The organism is Mycobacterium persicum (genome assembly GCF_002086675.1).
In the GTDB taxonomy this organism is placed as follows: Bacteria; Actinomycetota; Actinomycetes; order Mycobacteriales; family Mycobacteriaceae; genus Mycobacterium; species Mycobacterium persicum.
Map to the genome: position 1 here is coordinate 1 of NZ_MVIF01000037.1, position 19,523 is coordinate 19,523.

Below are 19,523 nucleotides of genomic sequence, written 5' to 3' on the forward strand. Positions count from 1 at the left end.
GCCGCCAGCACCGCGACAAGCATGATCCGCCGACGCGACCAGCGATGCCGGTGGAAAGTCTCGGCCGACGGCGGAACCCGCTTGACGGCTTGTTTGCGGGGGGTTATCGCAGAGGCGCGTCCCGCGGCCGTGTTCGGCAGGGTCAGTTGATCGTCGTCACCGGATACCGCTCCGGCCAGAATCGGCTGGGTCTGGCCGTACTCGTAGTCGACGACATCGGCCACCACGACGGTCACGTTGTCCGGGCCGCCACCGCGCAGCGCGAGTTCGATAAGGCGGTAGGCGCTTTCGGCAACGTCCGGGATCTTCAGGGCCTCGTGGATGGTCTCGTCGCTCACCGGGTCGGATAGCCCGTCCGAGCACAGTAGGTAGCGGTCACCGGCCCGGACTTCGCGCATGGTTAGCGTGGGTTCGACCTCGTGGCCGGTCAGCGCCTTCATGATCAACGAGCGTTGGGGGTGGCTGTGCGCCTCCTCGGGGGTGATCCGATTCTCATCGACCAGGGTTTGGACGAACGTGTCGTCCTTGGTGATCTGGGTCAGCTCGCCGTCGCGCAGCAGATAACCGCGGGAGTCGCCGATGTGCACCAGACCGAGCCGGTTGCCGTCGAAGAGGATCGCGGTGAGGGTGGTCCCCATGCCCTCGAGGTCGGGCTCCATCTCGACCTGGGCGGCGATCGCCGAGTTGCCGGCGCGAACCGCGGCCTCGAGCTTGCCGAGCAGGTCACCACCGGGCTCGTCGTCGTCGAGGTGGGCCAGTGCGGCGATGACCAGTTGGGACGCCACTTCGCCGGCGGCGTGGCCGCCCATGCCGTCGGCCAGCGCCAGCAGCCGCGCTCCGGCGTAGACGGAGTCTTCGTTGTTGGCGCGTACCAGGCCGCGATCGCTGCGGGCCGCATATCGCAGGACCAGGGTCACGAGCGCAGCTCTCCCCCGCAAGCGGTTGGCGCCCCCACCTCATCGCTGCGTCCCCCGGAAGCGGGTGGTACCCCCACTGCTTCGGCGCCGGCGCGGGTCACGGGCGCAACTCGATTGCCGTCTTGCCGATCCGAACCGGCACCCCAATCGGAACTCGTACCGCAGTCGTCACCTTCGCCCTGTCAAGGTAAGTGCCGTTGGTCGATCCTAAGTCCTCGACGTACCATTCCGATCCCCGCTGAGAGAGCCGGGCGTGCCGTGTCGAGGCGTAGTCGTCGGTCAACACCAGGGTGGAATCGTCGGCGCGTCCGATCAACACCGGCTGTCCGCTCAACGTGATGCGCGCGCCCGCCAGCGCGCCCTCGGTCACGACGAGGTAGCGGGCGGTCTGCCTGCGCTGGCGCGACGGTAGTAGCGTGCCGCGCAACGCCAGCCCGCGGCGCACCATGACGGCGCCGGTGGGTGCGTAGATATCGGTGCGCAGCACCCGCAGCACCGACCAGATGAACAGCCAGAGCAGCATCAAGAAGCCGGCACGCGTCAGTTGCAGTACTAACCCCTGCATCTGGCGTCCTTTCCGTCCTGGCGTCCGTCTCGGCGCTGCCAGCCCCGCGCCGGTGATGCCGAGAAGTGCAGCAAAGTCACGATACTGGTCGGGCGGTCGGTGCGAGGGAAGCGAGGCAGCATTGTGCCCAGAGGGTTCAGTGAATGCGGACGATGATCTCGGAATGGCCCAAGCGGATCACGTCGCCGTCGGCCAATTGCCACTCCTGTACCGGTGCGTTGTTGACGGTCGTGCCGTTGGTGGAGTTCAGGTCCGTCAGGAGCGCGACCTGCCCGTCCCAACGGATCTCCAAGTGCCGGCGTGAGACGCCGGTGTCCGGCAACCGGAACTGAGCGTCCTGCCCGCGCCCGATGATGTTGGAGCCATCGCGCAGCTGATAGGTGCGGCCGCTGCCGTCGTCGAGCTGAAGGGTCACCGTATTTCCGGGTGATCCATAGCCGCCTTGCCCGTAACCGCCGTAGCCGCCCGCCGGCTGGCCGTAGTCGGGAGCCGCCGCCTGGCCATAGTCGTAGTCGCGAGCCGGCTCGGCGTACCCGCCGGACGGGGCGGGGTAGCCGCCGGGGGCTGGCGTTTCGGCGTACTGGGTGTAGTCGCCCGATCCGTATTCCTGGCGGCCGTATCCGCCGCCCTGCTGATAGCCCTGGTCGTAGCCGCCCTGCTCGTAGCCGGCGCCCTGATCTGGATATGCCGGCCGCTGTGGTTCCTGCGGGGCCTGAGGCGGAGCGCCGGGACCACCAGGAGCGCCGTAACCACCGTCCTCCTGACGCGCGGGTTCACGGCCATAGTCGCCGTAACCGCCGTAGCCGGGCTGGCCGCCGGGTGGTTGGCTGTAGCCGCCGCCGGGTGGTTGGCCATAGCCGCTCGGTGGTTGGCCGTAGCCGGGCTGGCCGCCGGGTGGTTGGCCGTAGCCGCCGCCGGGTGGTTGGCCATAACCGCCGCCCTGGCGGTAACTCTGGTCGTAGCCGGGGCCGGAGTAGCCGGGCGGACGCTGCTCGTACGACGAGGGGTAACCCTGGTCCTGGTAGCCGCGCTGTTCTGGGTAGCCGCCCTGGTCCTGATAGCCCTGTTCTGGGTAGCCGCCCTGGTCTTGGTAGCCGCGCTGTTCTGGGTAGCCGCCCTGGTCTTGGTAGCCGCGCTGTTCTGGGTAGCCGCCCTGGTCCGGCTGACGTGGTGGCGGCGGGTATCCGGGCTGGGGTGGGTAGCCGCCACCCTCCGGCGGATATCCACCGCGCGGGTCCGGCCCGCCGGGCGAGCCACTGCGTGGCTCCTCTTGCGGACGCGCGTACCGGTCGTCGTAGTACTCGTCGGGCCCCTGCCCCGGACCGCCGCGGTAGCTCGGATTGTCAGTCATCGGTGGTACTCCTGGTTCTGCGCCAAACGCGTGGTTCGATTGTGGCCGGGCGTAAGCGGTGACCGTCGGGCGGGGCTCGATGTCGGGGTTAACAGTCCCGCGGGCGCGGAACTGGCCGGTATGCAGGTTCGGCGATTGCTCGAACCGGACCACCACATCACCATACGTTTGCCACCCCTGTTCTTGGATATAGTCCGCCAAGTACCGAGCAAATGCCGTCGACGTGAGATCGGGGTCTGCGCCCAATTTCTCCGCGTCGTGCACACTGAGGGTAATGATGTACTCGTTGGGCGCCAAAAGGCGATTTCCCTCGAGTGCGCGCACACCATCCGCGGCTTCCCGCCGCAACAGGGCTTCCACCTCTTGCGGGACGATCGATCCCCCGAACATCCGGGCAAATGCATCCCCGACGGTTGACTCGAGTTTGCGCTCGATGCGCTGAACCAGGCCCTTCTGGCTACCCATTTTTCAGCGCTCGCCTCACTAGATTCCGGTCATCGTCGGCGCGAGGCAAACGACTTGCCCGCATCTCGTGGTCACGAAACATGCTATCGGGACACCGTGACGCAGTGGCACCGTGAGAATCCTGAGAAAACATCGCGCAGGTGACAGGCCGGTAGCAGGGACGGCCAAGGACCGAGCGAGTCCCGCTTCGTCCGGGCTCGCTCCCCCGCCGCGGGTTGTCGACCTGCCGGCGGCGGTTGGGGCGTGTGCCTACTACAGTGGTATGGTCCTCCGGTTGTTTCGGGCGAGTGGCGGAATGGCAGACGCGCTGGCTTCAGGTGCCAGTGTCCTTCGGGACGTGGGGGTTCAAGTCCCCCTTCGCCCACTGTTGCGAGTGAACCGCGCCGGGTAGTGCACCCCGCCGCGGTTCATCCACCGCCTCCCTGAACCGCAAATCTTCCCCGAGAAGTTAAGGTGGCCCGGTGAGTCGTGCCCAAGTGCCCGGCGGGGTCGTGCATGGGCTGCCCACCGACCTGCGTAACGCGTTGATCGCCAACGCCACGGCCCTGGCTGCGTGGAACGACATCACGCCGTTGGCGCGCAACGAGTTCATCTGCTGGGTCGAGGATGCCAAACAAGCGACGACCCGACAGCGGCGCATCCGCCGGACCCAGGAGGAGCTGGAAGAAGGCAAGCGCCGCCCCTGCTGCTGGGCCGGGTGCCGGCATCGCGAGCGTACTGGCAGCTAGCGGCTCGACACCGCCTTGTCGCGCACCGCCGCTGGCGATACGTCAGGACACCCGGCCGTCGGTTACGGACGGCGGTCATAGCCGTTGCATCGGCTCGAAATGACGCAATGGCGACATGGATCACATGGATGGTCGCCTTCGTCAACAGCGTCTACCGTCTATCCGTCAACGGCGACAATGCGCGCCGGCAGTTTTATCGACGACTATCGAAGGAGCCGCACAGTTGGACATCGATCCCGCCGCCACCGCGTGGCTGTTGGCCAGCACCGCGCTGGTGCTGCTGATGACGCCCGGGCTGGCGATTTTCTACGGGGGCATGGTCCGCACCACCGGCGTGCTCAACATGATCATGATGAGCTTCATCTCCATACCACTGGTGACGGTGGCGTGGTTGCTGGTCGGTTACAGCCTGGCGTTCTCCGATGGCGGCGCGGGCGGATTTCTGGGCGGGCTGGCGCACGCCGGGATGCTCGGCATAAGCCCGCAGACTTTGCACGGGTCGGTGCCCGAACTGCTGTACGCCACCTTCCAGCTGACCTTCGCGATCATCACCGCCGCCCTGGTCAGCGGCGCCATCGCCGACCGGGCCAAGTTCGCGGCCTGGATGGTGTTCGTGCCCATCTGGGCGGTGGCGGTGTATTGCGTTATCGCGCATTGGGTGTGGGCACCGAGCGGGTGGCTGTTCAAGATGGGGGTGCTCGACTATGCGGGCGGGCTGGTCGTCGAGATCGTCTCAGGTTCCTCGGCGCTCGCATTGGCGCTGGTATTGGGTCCGCGCATCGGCTTCAAGGTAGAAGCCATGCGCCCGCACAACCTGCCGTTCGTCCTCCTCGGTGTGGGACTGCTGTGGTTCGGCTGGTTCGGGTTCAACGCCGGTTCGGCGCTGGCCGCCAACGGGCTGGCCGCCGCGATCTTCCTCAACACCCTGGTCGCCGGCTGTCTGGGCATGCTGGGATGGCTTGCGGTGGAACAGTTTCGGGACGGCAAGCCGACCACCTTCGGCGCCGCCTCCGGGGTCGTCGCCGGCTTGGTGGCGATCACGCCCTCGTGCGGCACGGTGAACACCCTGGGCGCCGCCATCGTCGGGCTGGTGGCGGGCGTCGTGTGCTCCTTCGCGATCGCGGTGAAGTTCAAACTCAACTACGACGACTCTCTTGACGTGGTGGGGGTGCACTTCGTCGGCGGAGTGGTCGGTGTGTTGTTGATCGGGCTGCTCGCCACCGCGGTGATGACCCAAGGCCCGAAGGGAATCTTCTACGGGGGCGGGATGGGTCAACTCGGCAAGCAGGCGCTGGCGATGGTGGTGGTAGCTCTCTACGCGTTCACGGTCAGCTATGTGCTCGCCCTGCTGATCGAGCGTTCCATGGGATTCCGGGTCAGCCGAGAAGACGAGGTGAGCGGTGTGGACCTGACACAACACGCCGAGACCGCCTATCCGGAGGGCGTCTACGGGCACCAGGCTCCCCGGCGCCCGTCGTTGGGCGGCGGGCCTCGCCCGCGACCGAACGAGGACGAAGACATCTGAGCCGCGCATGCGTTATCGGGGTGGGCGTGCTTGTCGCTGACGGCGACTGGCACACAAGTCGGTCGGCATCGGTTTAGCCGACGCATTGGCGGGTTAATTGGCGTGAGGTAGCGAAGCACTCGCCCGCGGCCGTGCGCATGGTCGAGCACCCGGACGGCCGAAGGGCCAACGCGCCGGGGGGATAGCCGATGACGACGTTCGCTGTGGCCAGCGCCGGGGTGCTGAGGCAGGACAGGTCATGACGGCGCCGGTCTGGCCGGTCTGGATGGCATCGCCGCCCGAGGTGCACTCCGCGCTGTTGTCCACTGGGCCCGGTCCGGGGCCGTTTCTGGCCGCCGCGGGCGCCTACCAGCTGCTGAGCGACGAATACGGTTCGGCGATCGCCGAACTCGCGGCCGTACTGACCGCGGTCCAGGGCGGTTCGTGGCAGGGCCCGAGCGCCGAACAGTACGTCGCCGCGCATGCCCCCTACCTGGCGTGGCTCGAGCAGGCCCGCGGCAAGAGCATTGCCGCCGGGCTACAGCACCACGTCGCCGCCCAGGCCTACACCGCGGCGCTGGCGAGCATGCCGACCCTGGGCGAGCTGGCCGCCAACCATGTTGTGCATGGTGTGCTGGTCGCGACCAATTTCTTCGGGATCAACACGATCCCGATCGCGCTCAACGAGGCGGACTACCTCCGCATGTGGGTCCAGGCCGCCACCACGATGAGTATCTATCAAACAGTGTCGAACGTTGCCGCGGACTCCGTCCCGGCCACCTCGCCCGCGCCGCCGCTACTCAAGGCGGATACCAGCGACGCCGCCGACCCCGCCCGGCTGGCGGCCCTGGCGCGGGCCACCGACGCCGGCAACCAACTGAACCTCGCGGACCTGGTTTCGCAACTGCTGCAGGCATACATCGACTATGTCGAGCAGCTCTATGCGCCGATCACCAATTTCCTGCAGGACCCGGTGGGCAACGGCATGCAGTTGATCACCGATTTCTTGACCAATCCGTCGCAGGCGTTGGTTACCTGGGGGCCGTTCCTGTTTGCCGTTGCCTACCAGGCCTTCTCCTGGGTGGGGGCGTCACTCACCTATCCCCAACTGATACTCGATCCGCTGCTGGGGACGATTCTGCGGGTAGTGATCGGTGTGGGCGAGCAGCTCGCGGTTCAACTTCCGGCGGCTGCCGCAGCGGGTGACATCGCCGGTGGGGCCGGCGGGACCGTGGCGTCGGCCGGGCACCCGGTGGCCTGGCCGGCGGTAGGTGTGGCGTCGAGTGTCACCGCTCCGGTCGCCGCGCCTGCTGCCTCGACAACGGCGGGTGCCGCCACTGCGCCCGCCGCAGCGGCGGCCCCGGCGGCGACTTATGCCGTGGGCGGCTTCGACCCTGACGAAGGCTTCCCTCCCGCGTTGACCCATAACAGCGGCGCCAAGGCGCCGTCGGTCGGTGTGTCCGCCCCGGCCGCGGCGGTCTCGGCGCGCGAACAACGGCGTGCTCGTCGCCGACGCAAGACGACGGCGCCGCAGCGTCAGTACGCCGATGAGTTCATGGATATGGACGGCGACGCCGGGAACGACCTCCCTGAAGGCGCTGACGAGGTTGGCGACCTGCGGGCCGCCGCATCCAGCCGCGGGGCCGGCGCGATCGGCTTCGGCGGCACCGCGGCCAAGGGCAACGCCGATGCGGCCGGATTGGTCACGCTGCCCGCCCACAGCTTTGATGACGGTCCGGCCGGCCCGATACTGCCGGCCACGTGGGACTCCGACGGCCCGGACGCGCGGACTTAGACTTAGACCGGGTCGGTGATGTCGGCGTATTCGGGATGTTTGTTGAGCACCGTGACGACCATGGAGCAGACCGGGACGATGCGCTTGCCGTCCGCTCGCGCCTCCTCCAGCGCTTTCTCGACGAGAATGGTCGCCAGCCCGCGACCGCCGAACTTCGGGTCGACTTCGGTGTGGTCGAAGACCCGCTGACCGCCACGGTCGAGGTAGCTGGCGAAGCCAACGGTTCTACCCTCGACCGCGATCGTGTACCTGCCCTGCTCGGCGGTGACCGTGGTCTCCGCACCGGTTTTGTCGGTGGTCATCCGGCATCCTTTCGGTTCGACGCTTGCCTGGGAAGCAGCCGGGTAGCGGGCAGTGGCGGGGCAGGCAGCCGAGCCAGCGTGCCCAGGTATCCCGTGACGGCGCCGAAGCGTTCGTCGCGGGCTCGCCACAGCTGCCGATAGGTGACGATCTCGTCGTGGTTGCGCCCGACGAAGTTCCACCACATCACCAATTCCTCGGTGAAGGGCGGGCCGCCCAGCAGCAGCACCCGTCCGGGGCGGACCCCGGCGTTGGCCAGGTGCAGGGCAGTGCGGCCCGGACCTTGGTAGCCCAGGTCGCCGACCGCGAGCCCAGTCCGGTCGATCTCGATCTCGCCGGCATCGCAGAGCACCCCGTGCTCGAATGCCGGCTCGACGTCGATGTCCAGCGCAGTGTTGGGTTCCAGATCGATCTGAGCGCCCAGCAGCGGCGTGAACGTATGTGCGGGCGAACGGCTTCCGGCAAGCTCGCCCAGAAATACCCGCGCCTGGGCACCCGGCAGCGCAATCGGTTCGGGCGCGTAGTGCACGAAGTCTCGCCCCGTGTGGCGCGCCACGTCAGGCAGGGCCACCCACAGCTGGGCGCCGTGCAGGGCCGCATCCGGGCCGGATTGCAGCGACACTTCGGAATGACAAATCCCCGCGCCTGCGGTCATCAGGTTCAGCTCGCCGGGCCGGACTATCGCGTGCACACCTGCGCTGTCGCGGTGTTCCACCTCGCCGCTGAACAACCAGCTCACCGTCTGCAGCCCGGTGTGCGGATGAGGTGCGACGTCCATCCGCGCGGCGGGTCCGGTCCCGGGGCCGTAGTGGTCGAGAAAACACCAGGCACCGATCAGCGTTCGCTGCCGCTGCGGCAGGGTGCGCTGTACCGGGATCGCTCGTGGTCCGCCCAAGGGAACCTCGCGCGGGTGCAGCACCTCGATACCCGCGGTCCGGGAAGCGCTACAGGCAACTTCAGTCGGTGCGGCTTCGAGGTTGCTCATCGTCGCCCTTCGTCATGCGCTGTGCGGCCCGCTGCCGCGACCCTACGCCGACTCACCGGCCGGCCGGCCGCAGCACCTTCATGGCCGCCCGCGTCACCGGTTCGGGGAGCCGGTCCCGCATCGACAGCGCGGCGCCGGCGGCGCGCGACCTCAGCGGCGTGCCCCGACCGAAGATCCGGTTCAGCGGTCCCCCGGACGGCTCGAGTACGACATGCAGCGGTGGGGTGTCGACGGCAGCGCCGAGCGCGTTCGAGATGACCATCCGCTGGATTTCGCTGGTGCCTTCGAAGATGGTGTACAGCTTGGCATCTCGATACCACTTTTCCACCGGGTGATCGGTGATGTAGCCCCAGCCGCCCATGGTTTGGATCGCGCGTTCGGTGGCCTTGACGGCGACCTCGCTGGCGGCCAGCTTCGACATCGAGCCCTCGCCCCGCTCGAAGGGTACTCCGTTGGCCGCCATCCAGGAGGCCCGCCACGTCAGCAGCCGGGCAGCGTCGACTTGAGTTGCCAAGTCCGCCAATGGAAATGCGATGCCCTGATTGTCGATGATCGGCCCGCCGAACGCCTCGCGCTCGGTGGCATACGACGTCGCGTACTCCAATGCGGCGCGGGCAATCCCGATCGCCTGGGCGGCCACCATAGGGCGGGTCTGCTCGAAAGTGCCCAACGTCGCTGAGCTGGAACGCTTTGCGCCGGCAACGATTTCGCGGGCTCTGGCAAGCTTGTGTTCAAGCTTTTCCTGCCCGCCAAGCAGGTTCGCGCCCGGGATCCGGACACCGTTCAAGCGCAACTCGGCGGTGTGCGAAGCGCGGCAACCCAGCTTGTCGAGCTTTCGCACCAGTTCCAGTCCCGGCGTCCCTCCGGGCACGACGAACAGCGCCTGACCCCGGTGGCCGAGCTCCTCGTCGACCACGGCGTTGACCACGTGCACGTTGGCGATCCCCCCGTTACCAATCCACATCTTGTGTCCGTCGATGATCCAGTCGTCACCGTCGCGACGGGCCCGGGTGCGCAGATTGCGGACGTCGCTGCCACCTTCGGGTTCTGAGATCGCCAGCGCCGCGAGTTTGAGATCACCTGGGGTGCCGAAACATTCCGGCGCCCACTGCAGCATCTGCTCGGGGGAGGCGGCCTGGCCGATCGCCGACAGCGCCAACGCGGGCATGACGATCGCCAGGCCGATTCCGGCGCACCCCCAGAACAGCTCCTCCATGAACATCGGTAGCGACAGGCCAGTCGGATCGCCGATCAGATCGCGGTAGAACAGCGGGCTGTAGAACCCGCGCCGGGCTGCCTCCTCGAGCACCGGCCAGGGAAACTCCTGGCGCTGGTCGTAATCCAGCGCCACCGGCCGAATCACCTCTTCGGAGAACTCGTGCGTGCGCCGGGCCAGATCGTGTTGTGCTGCCGTCGGTGTCAGGTCGAACGTCATGGATCGCCTTCGGGGTCGAACTCACGGTTACCCGGATCTACCCCGAAAGCCAACTCAGCAAACTGATTGGCCTCGCCGTCCCGCTACGCCGCCGAGCGCGGGCCTACTTGTGCCGCCGGTAGGTGCAACACCACCGCGGTCACCGGCCGGGCGTCGCGTTCGGTGCGCGCCAGCAGGGCAGCGTTCTCCGGCAGTTGTCTGGCATTGATCTCACCGGCGGCGATCCGCCGCAGTACCTCGTGAGCCTGAGCCAATTGCGTCCGCTTGCGGTACTGGCCTCCGGGAAGTTTGACACCGGCCCACACGCCGTACTCCTCGCGATACTTGACGGCCCGTTCGGCGCACAGGCGCTGCTGCGCCAGTGGGCAGCGGCGCAGGCACTGAATTCGAGCCTCGGTGGCCGACCGCTCATAGGCGCGGGCCTTCGCCGCGCCGTCGCCGCTGTCGTCGTCGGGGTAGCCGAACCACAGTTCCGGGTTGCCTGTGCACGGGGTAGCCATGTCTGTTGTCTCCTTCTGCTGCGAAACTCCTCCGAAACGTAGGCAAAAGCGTATACACAGGATGGCCCCGACCGCAAGCGAAACGCGACAAAAACGTATATCAAAGCGAATACGCGCCGGCACTGTGTAATATCCGGTTATGGCCGGAGCCCGCGGTGAGCCGTGAATCGGCTGGCGCGGCCATCCGCGCATTGCGCGAGTCGCGCGACTGGTCGCTAGCCGACCTGGCTGCTGCAACGGGCGTCAGCATCATGGGGCTCAGCTATTTGGAGCGCGGCGCTCGCAAGCCGCATAAAGGTACAGTTCAGAAGGTCGAAAACGGACTGGGACTGCCTCCCGGCACCTATTCTCGGCTGTTGGTCGCCGCAGATGCCGATGCCGAACTGGCTCGGCTTATGGCAGCCCAGCCCGCTGCGGCAACGTCGCCGCCACGCCCCGGCACCGTGGTGGTCGACCGTCACGGCGACACCGATGTGCTCGAGGGTTACGCCGAAGCCCAGCTCGATACCCTCAGATCCGTCATCGATAGGCTGCCGGCGACGACATCAAATGAATATGAGACGTATATTCTGTCTGTGGTGTCACAGTGCGTGAAAGCGGAGATGCTGGCGGCAAGCTCCTGGCGGGTGGCGGTCAACGCCGGCTCGGAGTCCAGCGACCGACTGATGCACCATCTGCAGGCGCTCGAGGCCATGCGCAGCACGCTGTTGGAGCGGATGTCGACCAGTTTGAGCGCGCGATTCGATCGAGCATGCGCGCAGTCGCCGCTACCCGAAGCCGTCATAGCGGCGCTGATCGGAGTGAGCACCGACGAAATGTGGGATATCCGCAATCGAGGAGCCATCCCCCCGGGCGCGCTGCCCCGCGTACGGGCCTTCGTGGACGCAATGGCCGCTGCCGAGGACATGGAGACGGCCGGCCCGGGACAGACACACCACCACGGGGGAGAACAAGTCCAGTGAGCCACACCGAAATCGAGGTGTTGAGCCGCGCCCACCGGCTTTTCGGCGGCAGCGGTCTAGGTGGTCTCCCACCGACGCTGAACGTTGAGACCGCACACCACGAGCAACTGCTGCAGCGCGCCGCCGGGCTCAATATCGATGGTTCCCGGGGTCGGTATGAACACCGGGCCACCGACGGCAGGGACGCCCTGTTGTCTGCGGCCCGAACCGATACGGCCGTTGCGGCGGTCATCGCCGGTGCGCACCGGGACCGCGAGCGGGCTCGCCAGCTCACCGGCAGCATCGTCGAGCAGGCCCGCATCGACGCGGCCGCGACACCGGTGACCCCAATCGCCCAGCGCGAGGCCCTCCGTCGGCGCGTAGCACGGTTGCGCGCGCAACGAGCGCATGTCGTGTCGGCCCGCCTGCGGGCACGACGGCATCAGGCCGCGTTGCGCGCGCTTCGGTACCGGATGTCGCGATACGGCAGCCGGGCAGTGGGCGGCCGAGCCGCGATCGCCGTGCGGGCCGCGCTGTCACGACTGGGCTGCCCGTATGTGTGGGGCGCGACGGGACCCGGCCAATTCGACTGTTCCGGGTTGGTCCAATGGGCCTACGCGCAGGCAGGTGTTCACCTGGACCGCACGACCTATCAACAGATACATGACGGGATAGCGGTGCCGCGTTCCCAGGTGCGGCCTGGTGATCTCGTCTTTCCGCATCCGGGACATGTCCAGCTGGCGATTGGCAACAACCTGGTCGTCGAGGCGCCGTACGCCGGTGCCTCGGTGCGGGTCAGCCGGTTGGGCAGCAACGTGCAGATCCGCAGACCGCTGTGACTGATTAACGCCCGGTCGGGCGGGCAGGATGGGAAGGTTGAACTCATGTCGGACCAAGCCGGATCCTCTCCGGATGCCATCGCGGCGCGGCAGGCGGTGCTGGGTCGGCAATACGAGGCGATAGCCGAGGCCGACCGCGCGCTGGCCGAGGCGCTTGCCGGCGCACACGCCGCGATGCGGGAGAGTATCCGTCGGCTGGACGCGATTGCAGCCGACATCGAGCGCGCCGTTTCGGACCAAGGGGAGCTTGCCGTCGACACCTCCATCGGAGCCCGGGAGTTTCAGCGATTCCTGCTCGACAAGCAACGCGAGATCACCGCGATCGTGGCCGACGCCCGCGAGCTGGATCGCACCAAAAGTGCTGTGCTGGCCCGATTGCTGGCGCAGTATGCCGGCCCCGGGGGCTAGGCTCGGATCGGCGTGCGGAGGTGAATTGTGGGCACCCGAGCGCCTGGGTACTGTCACGCGGCATGGCAGGGTCGCTTGATCGCCCGCAGCGGGGCGAATCCGCATCCGCACCGCCGGATGCCGGTCAGGCGAGCGCCGCCGACGCAATCGCAGGAGCGGAAGCCGCTCTGGCACATCAGAATTCGGCGAGCTCCCAGCTCGACTTGCAAGTCATTTCGGCGATCCTGAACGCACACCTGACCGCTGTCGAGGGTCGCGACGCGCTCAACCAACTCCAGCAGGAGACCGAAGCGGCGGTCCGGACGCGATCGGATCTGGACACACCGGCGGGGGCCCGCGATTTCCAGCGGTTCCTGATCGGCAAGCTCAGAGATATCCGTGAGGTGGTCGCCAACGCCAGCCTCGACGACACGTCCAAGGCGACCCTCATGGCGGCGTGGACGTCGCTGTACAACGCCTCGAAGGACGAGCCCGGTGCGGGGCCGGCGACGCCCGCACGCGCAGCCGGCGATGATGGCGGTCATCCGGCGGATCTGCTGTCGGACGACCCGCTTCTCGATTCGTTGTTGTTCGACGATCCGGCACTGCCGGACGGGGACACCTCGATGCCCGGCGCCAGTTCCCCGCCGCCGCAGATGGCGCCGACGACGCCCGGCATGCCCAATCTGGGCGGCCTACCGATGCCGGGGTTACCGGCAGGGGCAACCTCGCCGACGCCCGGCCTCGGTTGGGGTGGGTCTCCGCTTTCGGGATTACTCCGGGGATCTGAACCAGGACTCGCCGATCGCGACGAACCCGAACTGGACTCCGGCGATCCCGACCATGAGCGAGCGGGTCACCCCGATGACCCCAAAGAAGACCGGGAGCATGAGGAAGACACCGACGCGCAACCATCGCCGGACAAGCCCGACTCGCCGCCGACCGGTCCGACGACCGTCACGTTGCCCAACGGTGAGACGGTCACCGCCGCCAACCCCCAACTGGCAGCGGCCATCAAGGCCGCAGCCGGCGGACTGCCGATCCCAGATGCGTTCCAGCAGCAGGGAATTGCCCTGCCGCCGCCGGGCACGGCGGTCACCGACCCGATAGACCCGGCTCGGCTCGAACCTGGGGACATCGGCCTGTTCGTCGATCGGCATGCGCTCGCGCTTGGCCGCAACAAGGCACTGCTCGACGGCCAGATTCAACAGGTTTCCAGCATCGGCGGGCCAAGCTTCCTAGGCTGGGAGCATCCGCCCGCCGCGGCCACTCCGACCGGGCCGGCCCGGGCCGGCGTACCGACACCGACCCGGCCGGCGGCTCCCTCGGCCGCTTCGCAATACTGACCCCGCCGGCCTGAGCGCCGGCACACCAAAGGAGACGCGGATGGCAGATCGAATCCATGTGGTGCCGGCGCACTTACGTGAAGCCGCCGCCCATCACCAGCAGACGTCGGAGTATCTGCGCACCGTACCGTCGTCGCATGCCGCGATCCTGGAGAGCCTGGAGTCGCTCGGACCGATCTTCGCCGAACTTCGGGGCGCCGGCCGTGAACTCCTCGAGTTGCGGCGCCTGTGTTACGAGCAGCAAGCCGATGACCATGCCGATATCGCCCAGAGCCTGAGGACGTCGGCCGCCATGTGGGAACGCCACGACCAAGACGCGGTACGGGACTTCAGCAAAGTCTTCGACCCCGATCGATGACCGGTCGATGACGGACGCCAATCCTGCTTTCGACACCGTGCACCCCAGCGGGCACATCCTGGTTCGCTCCTGTCGCGGTGGCTACATGCACAGCGTCGCGCTGAGTGAGGGCGCCATGGATACCGATGCCGAGACTTTGGCCGAGGGCATCCTGCTGACCGCAGACGTTTCCTGCCTCAAAGCGTTGCTGGAAGTACGCGACGAGATCATCGCGGCTGGGCATACGCCGTCCCCCAGCGTTCCGAGCGACCAAGATCTCGACGCGGCGATTGAAAAACTCCTGGCGCACCATCTGCGCCGGCGGCGGCGCTGAGGCTCTAGAGCATCCAGGTCTTGGCGGTCTCGGGATCCGGGACGATATCGGTGGGCGGTTCGATGGGATTGGCGCCGAACAACTCTCGCGCGCGGGACAGCAAGGTCCGCACCTCGTCGAGTTGCTGCTGCAGCGCAGAATCAGCCATGGCTTTACGCTACCCAGGCCATGAAGCCGGCACAATTCAGGCGTCTGTGGAGGCTCGCAGGGTCCCGGTACGCTTAGCCGGTGGCGATCTTCGGCAGGCGGTCGGCGCGCCAGCGCCTGCGGAGAGCGACGGAGGAATCCCTCACGATTCCGGCTTTCAGCTCTCCCCCCGATTGCACCCCGTGGGTGATCGGCGGGATCTGGCCTGCCGAGCTCTCGCCGAACAACGCCGAAACCGCCGCGCTGGCAGCGTATCTGAAGGCCGACTTAGACCGGATCGTCAGTTCTGCCAACGATGAGTTGAGGACCCTCAGGTCAGCGGTGATGCTTGATTCCGCCCGCCGCGCGGCCGAAGCCGCGGTGATCGACGAGGCTCGCGCGCGGGCGGTGCGACGAGTCGAGTCGACACTGCGGCAACTGCGCGCACATCCTGCGCCGCCGGTCGTCGCGCGTCCGTCAGTCCCCGCGGATTTGGGCGGGACGGATCTGGAGCGGACCCGGGTGCTCCCCGCCATCAAGGATGAACGGCCGGGTTCCGCTGACGACCCCGCCAGTACCCGAGTGCTTCCTGTCGTCGAGGAGTCCCCGGGGGAAGAGCAACCGGTCGCCCACGAGAAGGAACAAGTCCAACCGGTCGCGCCTCCTGAAGCGGAGGTCATTGTGGCCGAATCGGTGACGCCGGCGCGGGGCGTGGCCGCGCCCGAGTCCGACGACGAACGGCTGCAGCGGCTGCTGACCTTCGTGGCTCGTCAGGAACCGCGGTTGAACTGGGCGGTCGGGCAGCGCGCGGACGGGATGACGGTGCTGGTCACCGACCTGGCCCACGGGTGGGTACCTCCTGGGGTCATGCTCCCCGAAGGTGTGCAGTTGCTGCAGCCGAAGCGTCGCAGCGGCGGCGTCGCACAGCTGATCGGTACGACGGCGCGCCTGGCGACCTATCGCCCTGGGGACCTCTTGGGCTGGACGAGCGACTTCACTCCGACCACGTCCTCGTCCAGGCCGCGGGAGTTACCGACGTTGGACGATCTGGTATCGGAGCTGAGCGGGGCTACCCGCTGGCGCGACGGACTGCCGCGGATCGTGCACCTGCTGACCCAGGCCGCGGCAGCCGGAGGTGGTGTCGGTGAAGACGAAATCGACCTGCTGCGAGTGCATCTCGATACCGCTCGGCATGAGGTTGTGGCGCAGTACCCGAATGTCGATCCCGCGCTGTTGCTCAACTGTATGTTGTTGGCGGCCACCGAAAGCGGGGTTACCGGAGATCCGGTATCAGCCAACTATCACTTCGCGTGGTTCCGTGAACTCAGCCGATAGCCGGTCAAGTTGGCGGGCCGTTGAATTGACGCTGGTTGGAGCCGTCGACATACTGTTTTGGTGCCGGGGTCTGGTGATCGCGCGGAACTGAGCGATAAGGACCTCGTCGAATCGGTTCTTCGTGAGCTCAGCGAGGCCGCCGACAAGTGGGAAGCGCTTGTCGCACAGGCGGAAACCGTCACCTACAGCGTGGATCTGGGAGATATTCACGCGGTCGCCAATTCGGATGGGCGGTTGCTCAAGTTGAGATTGCATCCCGGCGTCATGACCGGCTATTCCCACGCAGAACTGGCCGACCGGCTGAACGCCGCGATCGCGGCGCTGCGCGAGGAAGCAGAGGCCGAAAACCAGGCACGCTACGGCGGCTCGCTGCACTGACGCTGGCGCGCGCTCATCGCCCGCGGCGGGGCCGATGGGCCGAGGCTCTCTTCGCGCACTGGCGCGCGCTCATCGCCCGCGGCCGGGAGGGCCGGCGAAGGCTTGAGCGATCGTCAACCACCGCTGCGCATCCTCCCCTACCGCGGCGACGTCGAGGGTGGCCAACGCCCGCCGCTGGGTGACCAGGAAACAGAAATCCTCGGCGGATCCGGTGACGCGCTGGGCGGCATCGGCCGGCCCCCAGGACCAGGTGTCTGCGTCCGGACCGCGCAACTCGACTCGGAAAGGCTCGGCCGGCGGGGTCAGGTTGTTGACGAAGAACGCGTAGTCCCGGGTGCGGACACCAAGATGCGCTATTGAGCGCAGCCGGTCGGTGGGGGGCCGACTGACTCCGAGTGCGTCGGCGACGTCGAGTCCGTGCGCCCAGGTCTCCATCAATCGCGCGGTAGCCATCGACGCCGCGCTCATCGGCGGCCCGAACCACGGTAGTTTGCGACCGTCGGCGACCTTCAGTAGCGCCTCGTGCAACCTGCCCCTGGTCATCCGCCAGTCGTCGAGCAGCTCGCCCGGCGGCCGGGCCGCGAGCTGTTCGGCGCCGTCGTCTACGAAGCCGGCAGGATCAGCAGCCGCCTGGGTCAGTATGTCGGCAAAGCCGGCGTCGTCGGTGACCGCGGTCAGCGCCACCCGATCTGTCCACAACAGGTGGCCGATCTGGTGCGCGATGGTCCAGCCCGGCGCCGGTGTCGGCTCGGCCCATCGCTGCGGCGGAAGAGGCGCCACCAGCGCGTCGAGGTCGTCGCTTTCGGCCCGCAGGTCAGCGACGATCGGACCCGGACCCGCCATCAGTACCTCCCCTAGTCGCCGTTGACCGGCTGTCCCCGTCGGCCAACAATGCTGTGAACCACCAGCCCGGCCAAATAGATCACCGAGCCGAACAACACAAACGTGGGTGCGTGCCCGTCATCTGGAATCAACGCCGCGGCAACGGTAACCGAGGCGATGTAGGAGACCCAGAACAACGCATCCTGGACCGCGAACACGTGCCCGCGCAACGCGTCATCGACGTCGATCTGCATCGCGGAATCGGCACAGAGCTTGACCACCTGGCCGGCCACCCCCAGCAGGAACCCGCATGCCACCATGATCGGGATCACCAGGCCGGCGCCGGCGATTTCGATTGTCGCGGCCGCGATCAGGGCGCCGTTGGCCGTCGCATAGCGCCCCCACCGCCGGATCAAGACCGGGGTCAACACGTTAGCCAGGAATGCCCCGAGACCCGTGGCAGCGAAGAACACCAGGGCAGTGCCGAACCCTACGACGTCCGCATCTTTCATGTGGTGCACCAGCAGCAAGATCAACAGCGAGTTGATGCCGACCACCATCCGGTGTGCGGCCAGGCCGGACAGCGCAGCGGCAACCGTCGGTTGTTGCACAACGGTACGCACGCCGTGCAGCCAGCCGGTGATCACCGCGTACACGACCGACCCATGAATCGCGCGCTTGGTGTCGTCCGGACCGAGTACCCGCGGGGCGAACCGCAGCGATAGCAGCAACGCAATCAGCACCGGAACAATGGCGGTGAAGACGACCACGGCGGCGCCGTGATCGCCGCCGCCGGCCAGCCACCGGGGCAACAGCATGAAGTTCGCGCCCAGGAAGGCCCCGACCGCCCCGGATGCGGTGGCCACCGAGTTCATCGTGACCACCTGCTCGCGTGGCACCACATGGGGCAACGATGCCGATAAGCCCGATGCTACGAACCGGGCCAAACCATTGGCCAGTAACGCTCCGATCAGCAGCAAGAGATCGCCGCCGCGAAGCGCCAGGATCGCGCCAATCCCGGCGATGAAGGCCAACCGGCCGATGTTGGCGCCGACGAGCACCAGCCGCCGGTCCCAGCGATCCATCAGTGCGCCGGCGAACGGGCCCAGCAGTGAATACGGCAGAAACAACACCGCGAAAGCCCGTGCGATCGCCATCGGGTCGGCGGCCCGGTCGGGATTGAACAGCAGCGCTCCCGCGAGTCCCGCCTGGAAGAGACCGTCACCAAATTGACTCGCTATGCGAAGCTGCAGCAGTCGCCCGAAGTCGGGCAGCGCACGTATCGACCGCCACAGTGCGGCCGGTGCGCTGGCTTGCGTTTGGCTGCGAATCACAAAACCCACTTCCACGATCGGGCGCAGGCAATGCTGGTTTCGCGCTGTGCCGACCCAATCACAGTACAAATATCTGGCGACCATGCTTGTTTGGCCCGGTGTTGCTTTGGTCAGTGCGATGATGGTGTGGTGGCGCCGCAGGATGATCCCGAGGACTACATGGCACCCGCCGCACAACGTGTGCGAGCGGGTACTTTGCTGCTGGCCAACACCGATCTGTTGGAGCCGACCTTTCGGCGCAGCGTGATCTACATCGTCGAGCACAACGAGGGCGGCACCCTGGGTGTGGTGCTCAACCGACCCAGCGAGACGGCGGTCTACAACGTCTTGCCGCAGTGGGCCAAACTCGCGGCCAAACCGAAGACGATGTTCATCGGGGGCCCGGTCAAGCGCGACGCCGCCCTGTGCCTGGCGGTACTGCGGGTCGGTGCGGATCCGGACGGGGCGCCAGGTCTACGCCATGTTGCGGGCCGCATGGCGATGGTGGATCTGGACGCCGAACCCGACCTACTAGCACCGGTGGTAGAAGGTGTGCGGATCTTCGCCGGGTACTCGGGCTGGACTATCGGTCAGCTCGAGGGCGAAATCGAGCGTGATGACTGGATTGTGTTGTCGGCGTTGCCATCTGACGTCTTGGTTCCGCCCAGAGCCGACCTGTGGGGGCAGGTCTTGCGGCGGCAGCCGTTACCGCTTTCGCTGTTGGCCACCCATCCGATCGACCTCAGCCGCAACTAAGACCACGCCACAGCTCGCTCCGCGGGTCCGGCCACGCGGATGACGCGTCAGGAAAACCGACGGC

The 19,523-nt window shown here is 67.2% G+C and carries 22 protein-coding genes and 1 tRNA gene; 13 read left to right on the plus strand and 10 right to left on the minus strand.

Annotated features, from left to right (window positions below):
- From BST40_RS13410 to BST40_RS13420, 3 genes are all read right to left on the minus strand, one after another.
- Positions 1–917 (minus strand): PP2C family protein-serine/threonine phosphatase (locus BST40_RS13410; protein WP_142276731.1); only part of this gene is annotated, 917 nt, incomplete at its 3' end.
- Positions 918–1,014: 97 nt separating this feature from the next.
- Entirely contained in the window at positions 1,015–1,482 is a 468-nt protein-coding gene (locus tag BST40_RS13415; RefSeq protein ID WP_023369070.1) for an FHA domain-containing protein FhaB/FipA, read from the minus strand.
- Positions 1,483–1,618: 136 nt separating this feature from the next.
- Entirely contained in the window at positions 1,619–3,298 is a 1,680-nt protein-coding gene (locus BST40_RS13420; RefSeq protein ID WP_083154493.1) for a DUF3662 and FHA domain-containing protein, read from the minus strand.
- 281 nt (positions 3,299–3,579) lie between these two features.
- Here BST40_RS13420 and BST40_RS13425 point away from each other — a divergent pair.
- The 4 genes from BST40_RS13425 (at position 3,580) to BST40_RS13440 (ending at position 7,325) form a co-directional block, all read left to right on the plus strand.
- Positions 3,580–3,662: transfer RNA gene (locus BST40_RS13425), tRNA-Leu, on the plus strand.
- A gap of 97 nt (positions 3,663–3,759) precedes the next feature.
- A complete protein-coding gene (locus BST40_RS13430; RefSeq protein ID WP_075545918.1) occupies positions 3,760–4,026 on the plus strand; it encodes a YdeI/OmpD-associated family protein in 267 nt (88 codons plus the stop codon).
- 283 nt (positions 4,027–4,309) lie between these two features.
- The gene (locus BST40_RS13435; RefSeq protein ID WP_371686681.1) at positions 4,310–5,551 is read left to right on the plus strand and encodes an ammonium transporter; all 1,242 of its coding nucleotides are present in this window, start codon (positions 4,310–4,312) and stop codon (positions 5,549–5,551) included.
- Between the two features lie 238 nt (positions 5,552–5,789).
- Positions 5,790–7,325: a PPE family protein gene (locus tag BST40_RS13440; RefSeq protein WP_083154494.1), complete on the plus strand. Its 1,536-nt coding sequence runs from the start codon at positions 5,790–5,792 to the stop codon at positions 7,323–7,325.
- 2 nt (positions 7,326–7,327) lie between these two features.
- Here BST40_RS13440 and BST40_RS13445 read toward each other — a convergent pair whose 3' ends face one another.
- The 4 genes from BST40_RS13445 to BST40_RS13460 form a co-directional block, all read right to left on the minus strand.
- The gene (locus BST40_RS13445; protein ID WP_075545921.1) at positions 7,328–7,627 is read right to left on the minus strand and encodes a GNAT family N-acetyltransferase; all 300 of its coding nucleotides are present in this window, start codon (positions 7,625–7,627) and stop codon (positions 7,328–7,330) included.
- Entirely contained in the window at positions 7,624–8,610 is a 987-nt protein-coding gene (locus BST40_RS13450) for a pirin family protein (RefSeq protein WP_075545922.1), read from the minus strand. The genes BST40_RS13445 and BST40_RS13450 overlap by 4 nt, the downstream gene beginning before the upstream one ends.
- Positions 8,611–8,662: 52 nt before the next feature.
- A complete protein-coding gene (locus tag BST40_RS13455; RefSeq protein WP_083154495.1) occupies positions 8,663–10,045 on the minus strand; it encodes an acyl-CoA dehydrogenase family protein in 1,383 nt (460 codons plus the stop codon).
- Between the two features lie 83 nt (positions 10,046–10,128).
- Positions 10,129–10,545, minus strand: a complete 417-nt coding sequence (locus tag BST40_RS13460) for a WhiB family transcriptional regulator (RefSeq protein ID WP_075545923.1) — start codon at positions 10,543–10,545, stop codon at positions 10,129–10,131.
- A 155-nt stretch (positions 10,546–10,700) separates the two neighbouring features.
- Here BST40_RS13460 and BST40_RS13465 point away from each other — a divergent pair, with 155 nt between their 5' ends.
- The 6 genes from BST40_RS13465 (at position 10,701) to BST40_RS13490 (ending at position 14,729) form a co-directional block, all read left to right on the plus strand.
- Positions 10,701–11,507, plus strand: coding sequence for a helix-turn-helix domain-containing protein (locus BST40_RS13465; RefSeq protein WP_075545924.1), 807 nt, complete (start codon positions 10,701–10,703; stop codon positions 11,505–11,507).
- A complete protein-coding gene (locus BST40_RS13470) occupies positions 11,504–12,325 on the plus strand; it encodes a C40 family peptidase (RefSeq protein WP_075545925.1) in 822 nt (273 codons plus the stop codon). Before BST40_RS13465 ends, BST40_RS13470 begins: the two co-directional genes overlap by 4 nt.
- 45 nt (positions 12,326–12,370) lie before the next feature.
- Complete coding sequence (locus BST40_RS13475; protein ID WP_075545926.1) at positions 12,371–12,733, plus strand: DUF4226 domain-containing protein; 363 nt, start codon at positions 12,371–12,373, stop codon at positions 12,731–12,733.
- Between the two features lie 62 nt (positions 12,734–12,795).
- Entirely contained in the window at positions 12,796–14,058 is a 1,263-nt protein-coding gene (locus BST40_RS13480; protein ID WP_075545927.1) for a DUF4226 domain-containing protein, read from the plus strand.
- Between the two features lie 40 nt (positions 14,059–14,098).
- Positions 14,099–14,416 (plus strand): ESX-1 secretion-associated protein, encoded by a 318-nt coding sequence (locus BST40_RS13485; protein ID WP_075545928.1) that lies wholly within the window; start codon positions 14,099–14,101, stop codon positions 14,414–14,416.
- A gap of 7 nt (positions 14,417–14,423) precedes the next feature.
- Positions 14,424–14,729, plus strand: coding sequence for a DUF2694 family protein (locus BST40_RS13490; RefSeq protein ID WP_075545929.1), 306 nt, complete (start codon positions 14,424–14,426; stop codon positions 14,727–14,729).
- A gap of 4 nt (positions 14,730–14,733) precedes the next feature.
- Here the strand turns inward: BST40_RS13490 and BST40_RS30825 are convergent, their stop codons facing one another.
- The gene (locus BST40_RS30825; RefSeq protein WP_162877312.1) at positions 14,734–14,877 is read right to left on the minus strand and encodes a hypothetical protein; all 144 of its coding nucleotides are present in this window, start codon (positions 14,875–14,877) and stop codon (positions 14,734–14,736) included.
- An 80-nt stretch (positions 14,878–14,957) separates the two neighbouring features.
- Here BST40_RS30825 and BST40_RS13495 point away from each other — a divergent pair, with 80 nt between their 5' ends.
- Together BST40_RS13495 and BST40_RS13500 are read left to right on the plus strand one after the other, a co-directional pair.
- Complete coding sequence (locus BST40_RS13495; RefSeq protein ID WP_083154497.1) at positions 14,958–16,190, plus strand: DUF5632 domain-containing protein; 1,233 nt, start codon at positions 14,958–14,960, stop codon at positions 16,188–16,190.
- A gap of 57 nt (positions 16,191–16,247) precedes the next feature.
- Positions 16,248–16,568, plus strand: coding sequence for a DUF2710 family protein (locus BST40_RS13500; protein WP_089025135.1), 321 nt, complete (start codon positions 16,248–16,250; stop codon positions 16,566–16,568).
- A gap of 69 nt (positions 16,569–16,637) precedes the next feature.
- On the opposite strand, the gene BST40_RS13505 is transcribed toward BST40_RS13500, so the two are convergent.
- Entirely contained in the window at positions 16,638–17,411 is a 774-nt protein-coding gene (locus BST40_RS13505) for a TIGR03084 family metal-binding protein (protein ID WP_075545931.1), read from the minus strand.
- 11 nt (positions 17,412–17,422) lie between these two features.
- Positions 17,423–18,751: an MFS transporter gene (locus BST40_RS13510; protein WP_240316725.1), complete on the minus strand. Its 1,329-nt coding sequence runs from the start codon at positions 18,749–18,751 to the stop codon at positions 17,423–17,425.
- 99 nt (positions 18,752–18,850) lie between these two features.
- Between BST40_RS13510 and BST40_RS13515 the strand changes: the two genes are divergently transcribed.
- Positions 18,851–19,459: a YqgE/AlgH family protein gene (locus BST40_RS13515; protein ID WP_089025136.1), complete on the plus strand. Its 609-nt coding sequence runs from the start codon at positions 18,851–18,853 to the stop codon at positions 19,457–19,459.
- Positions 19,460–19,523: the final 64 nt, after the last annotated feature.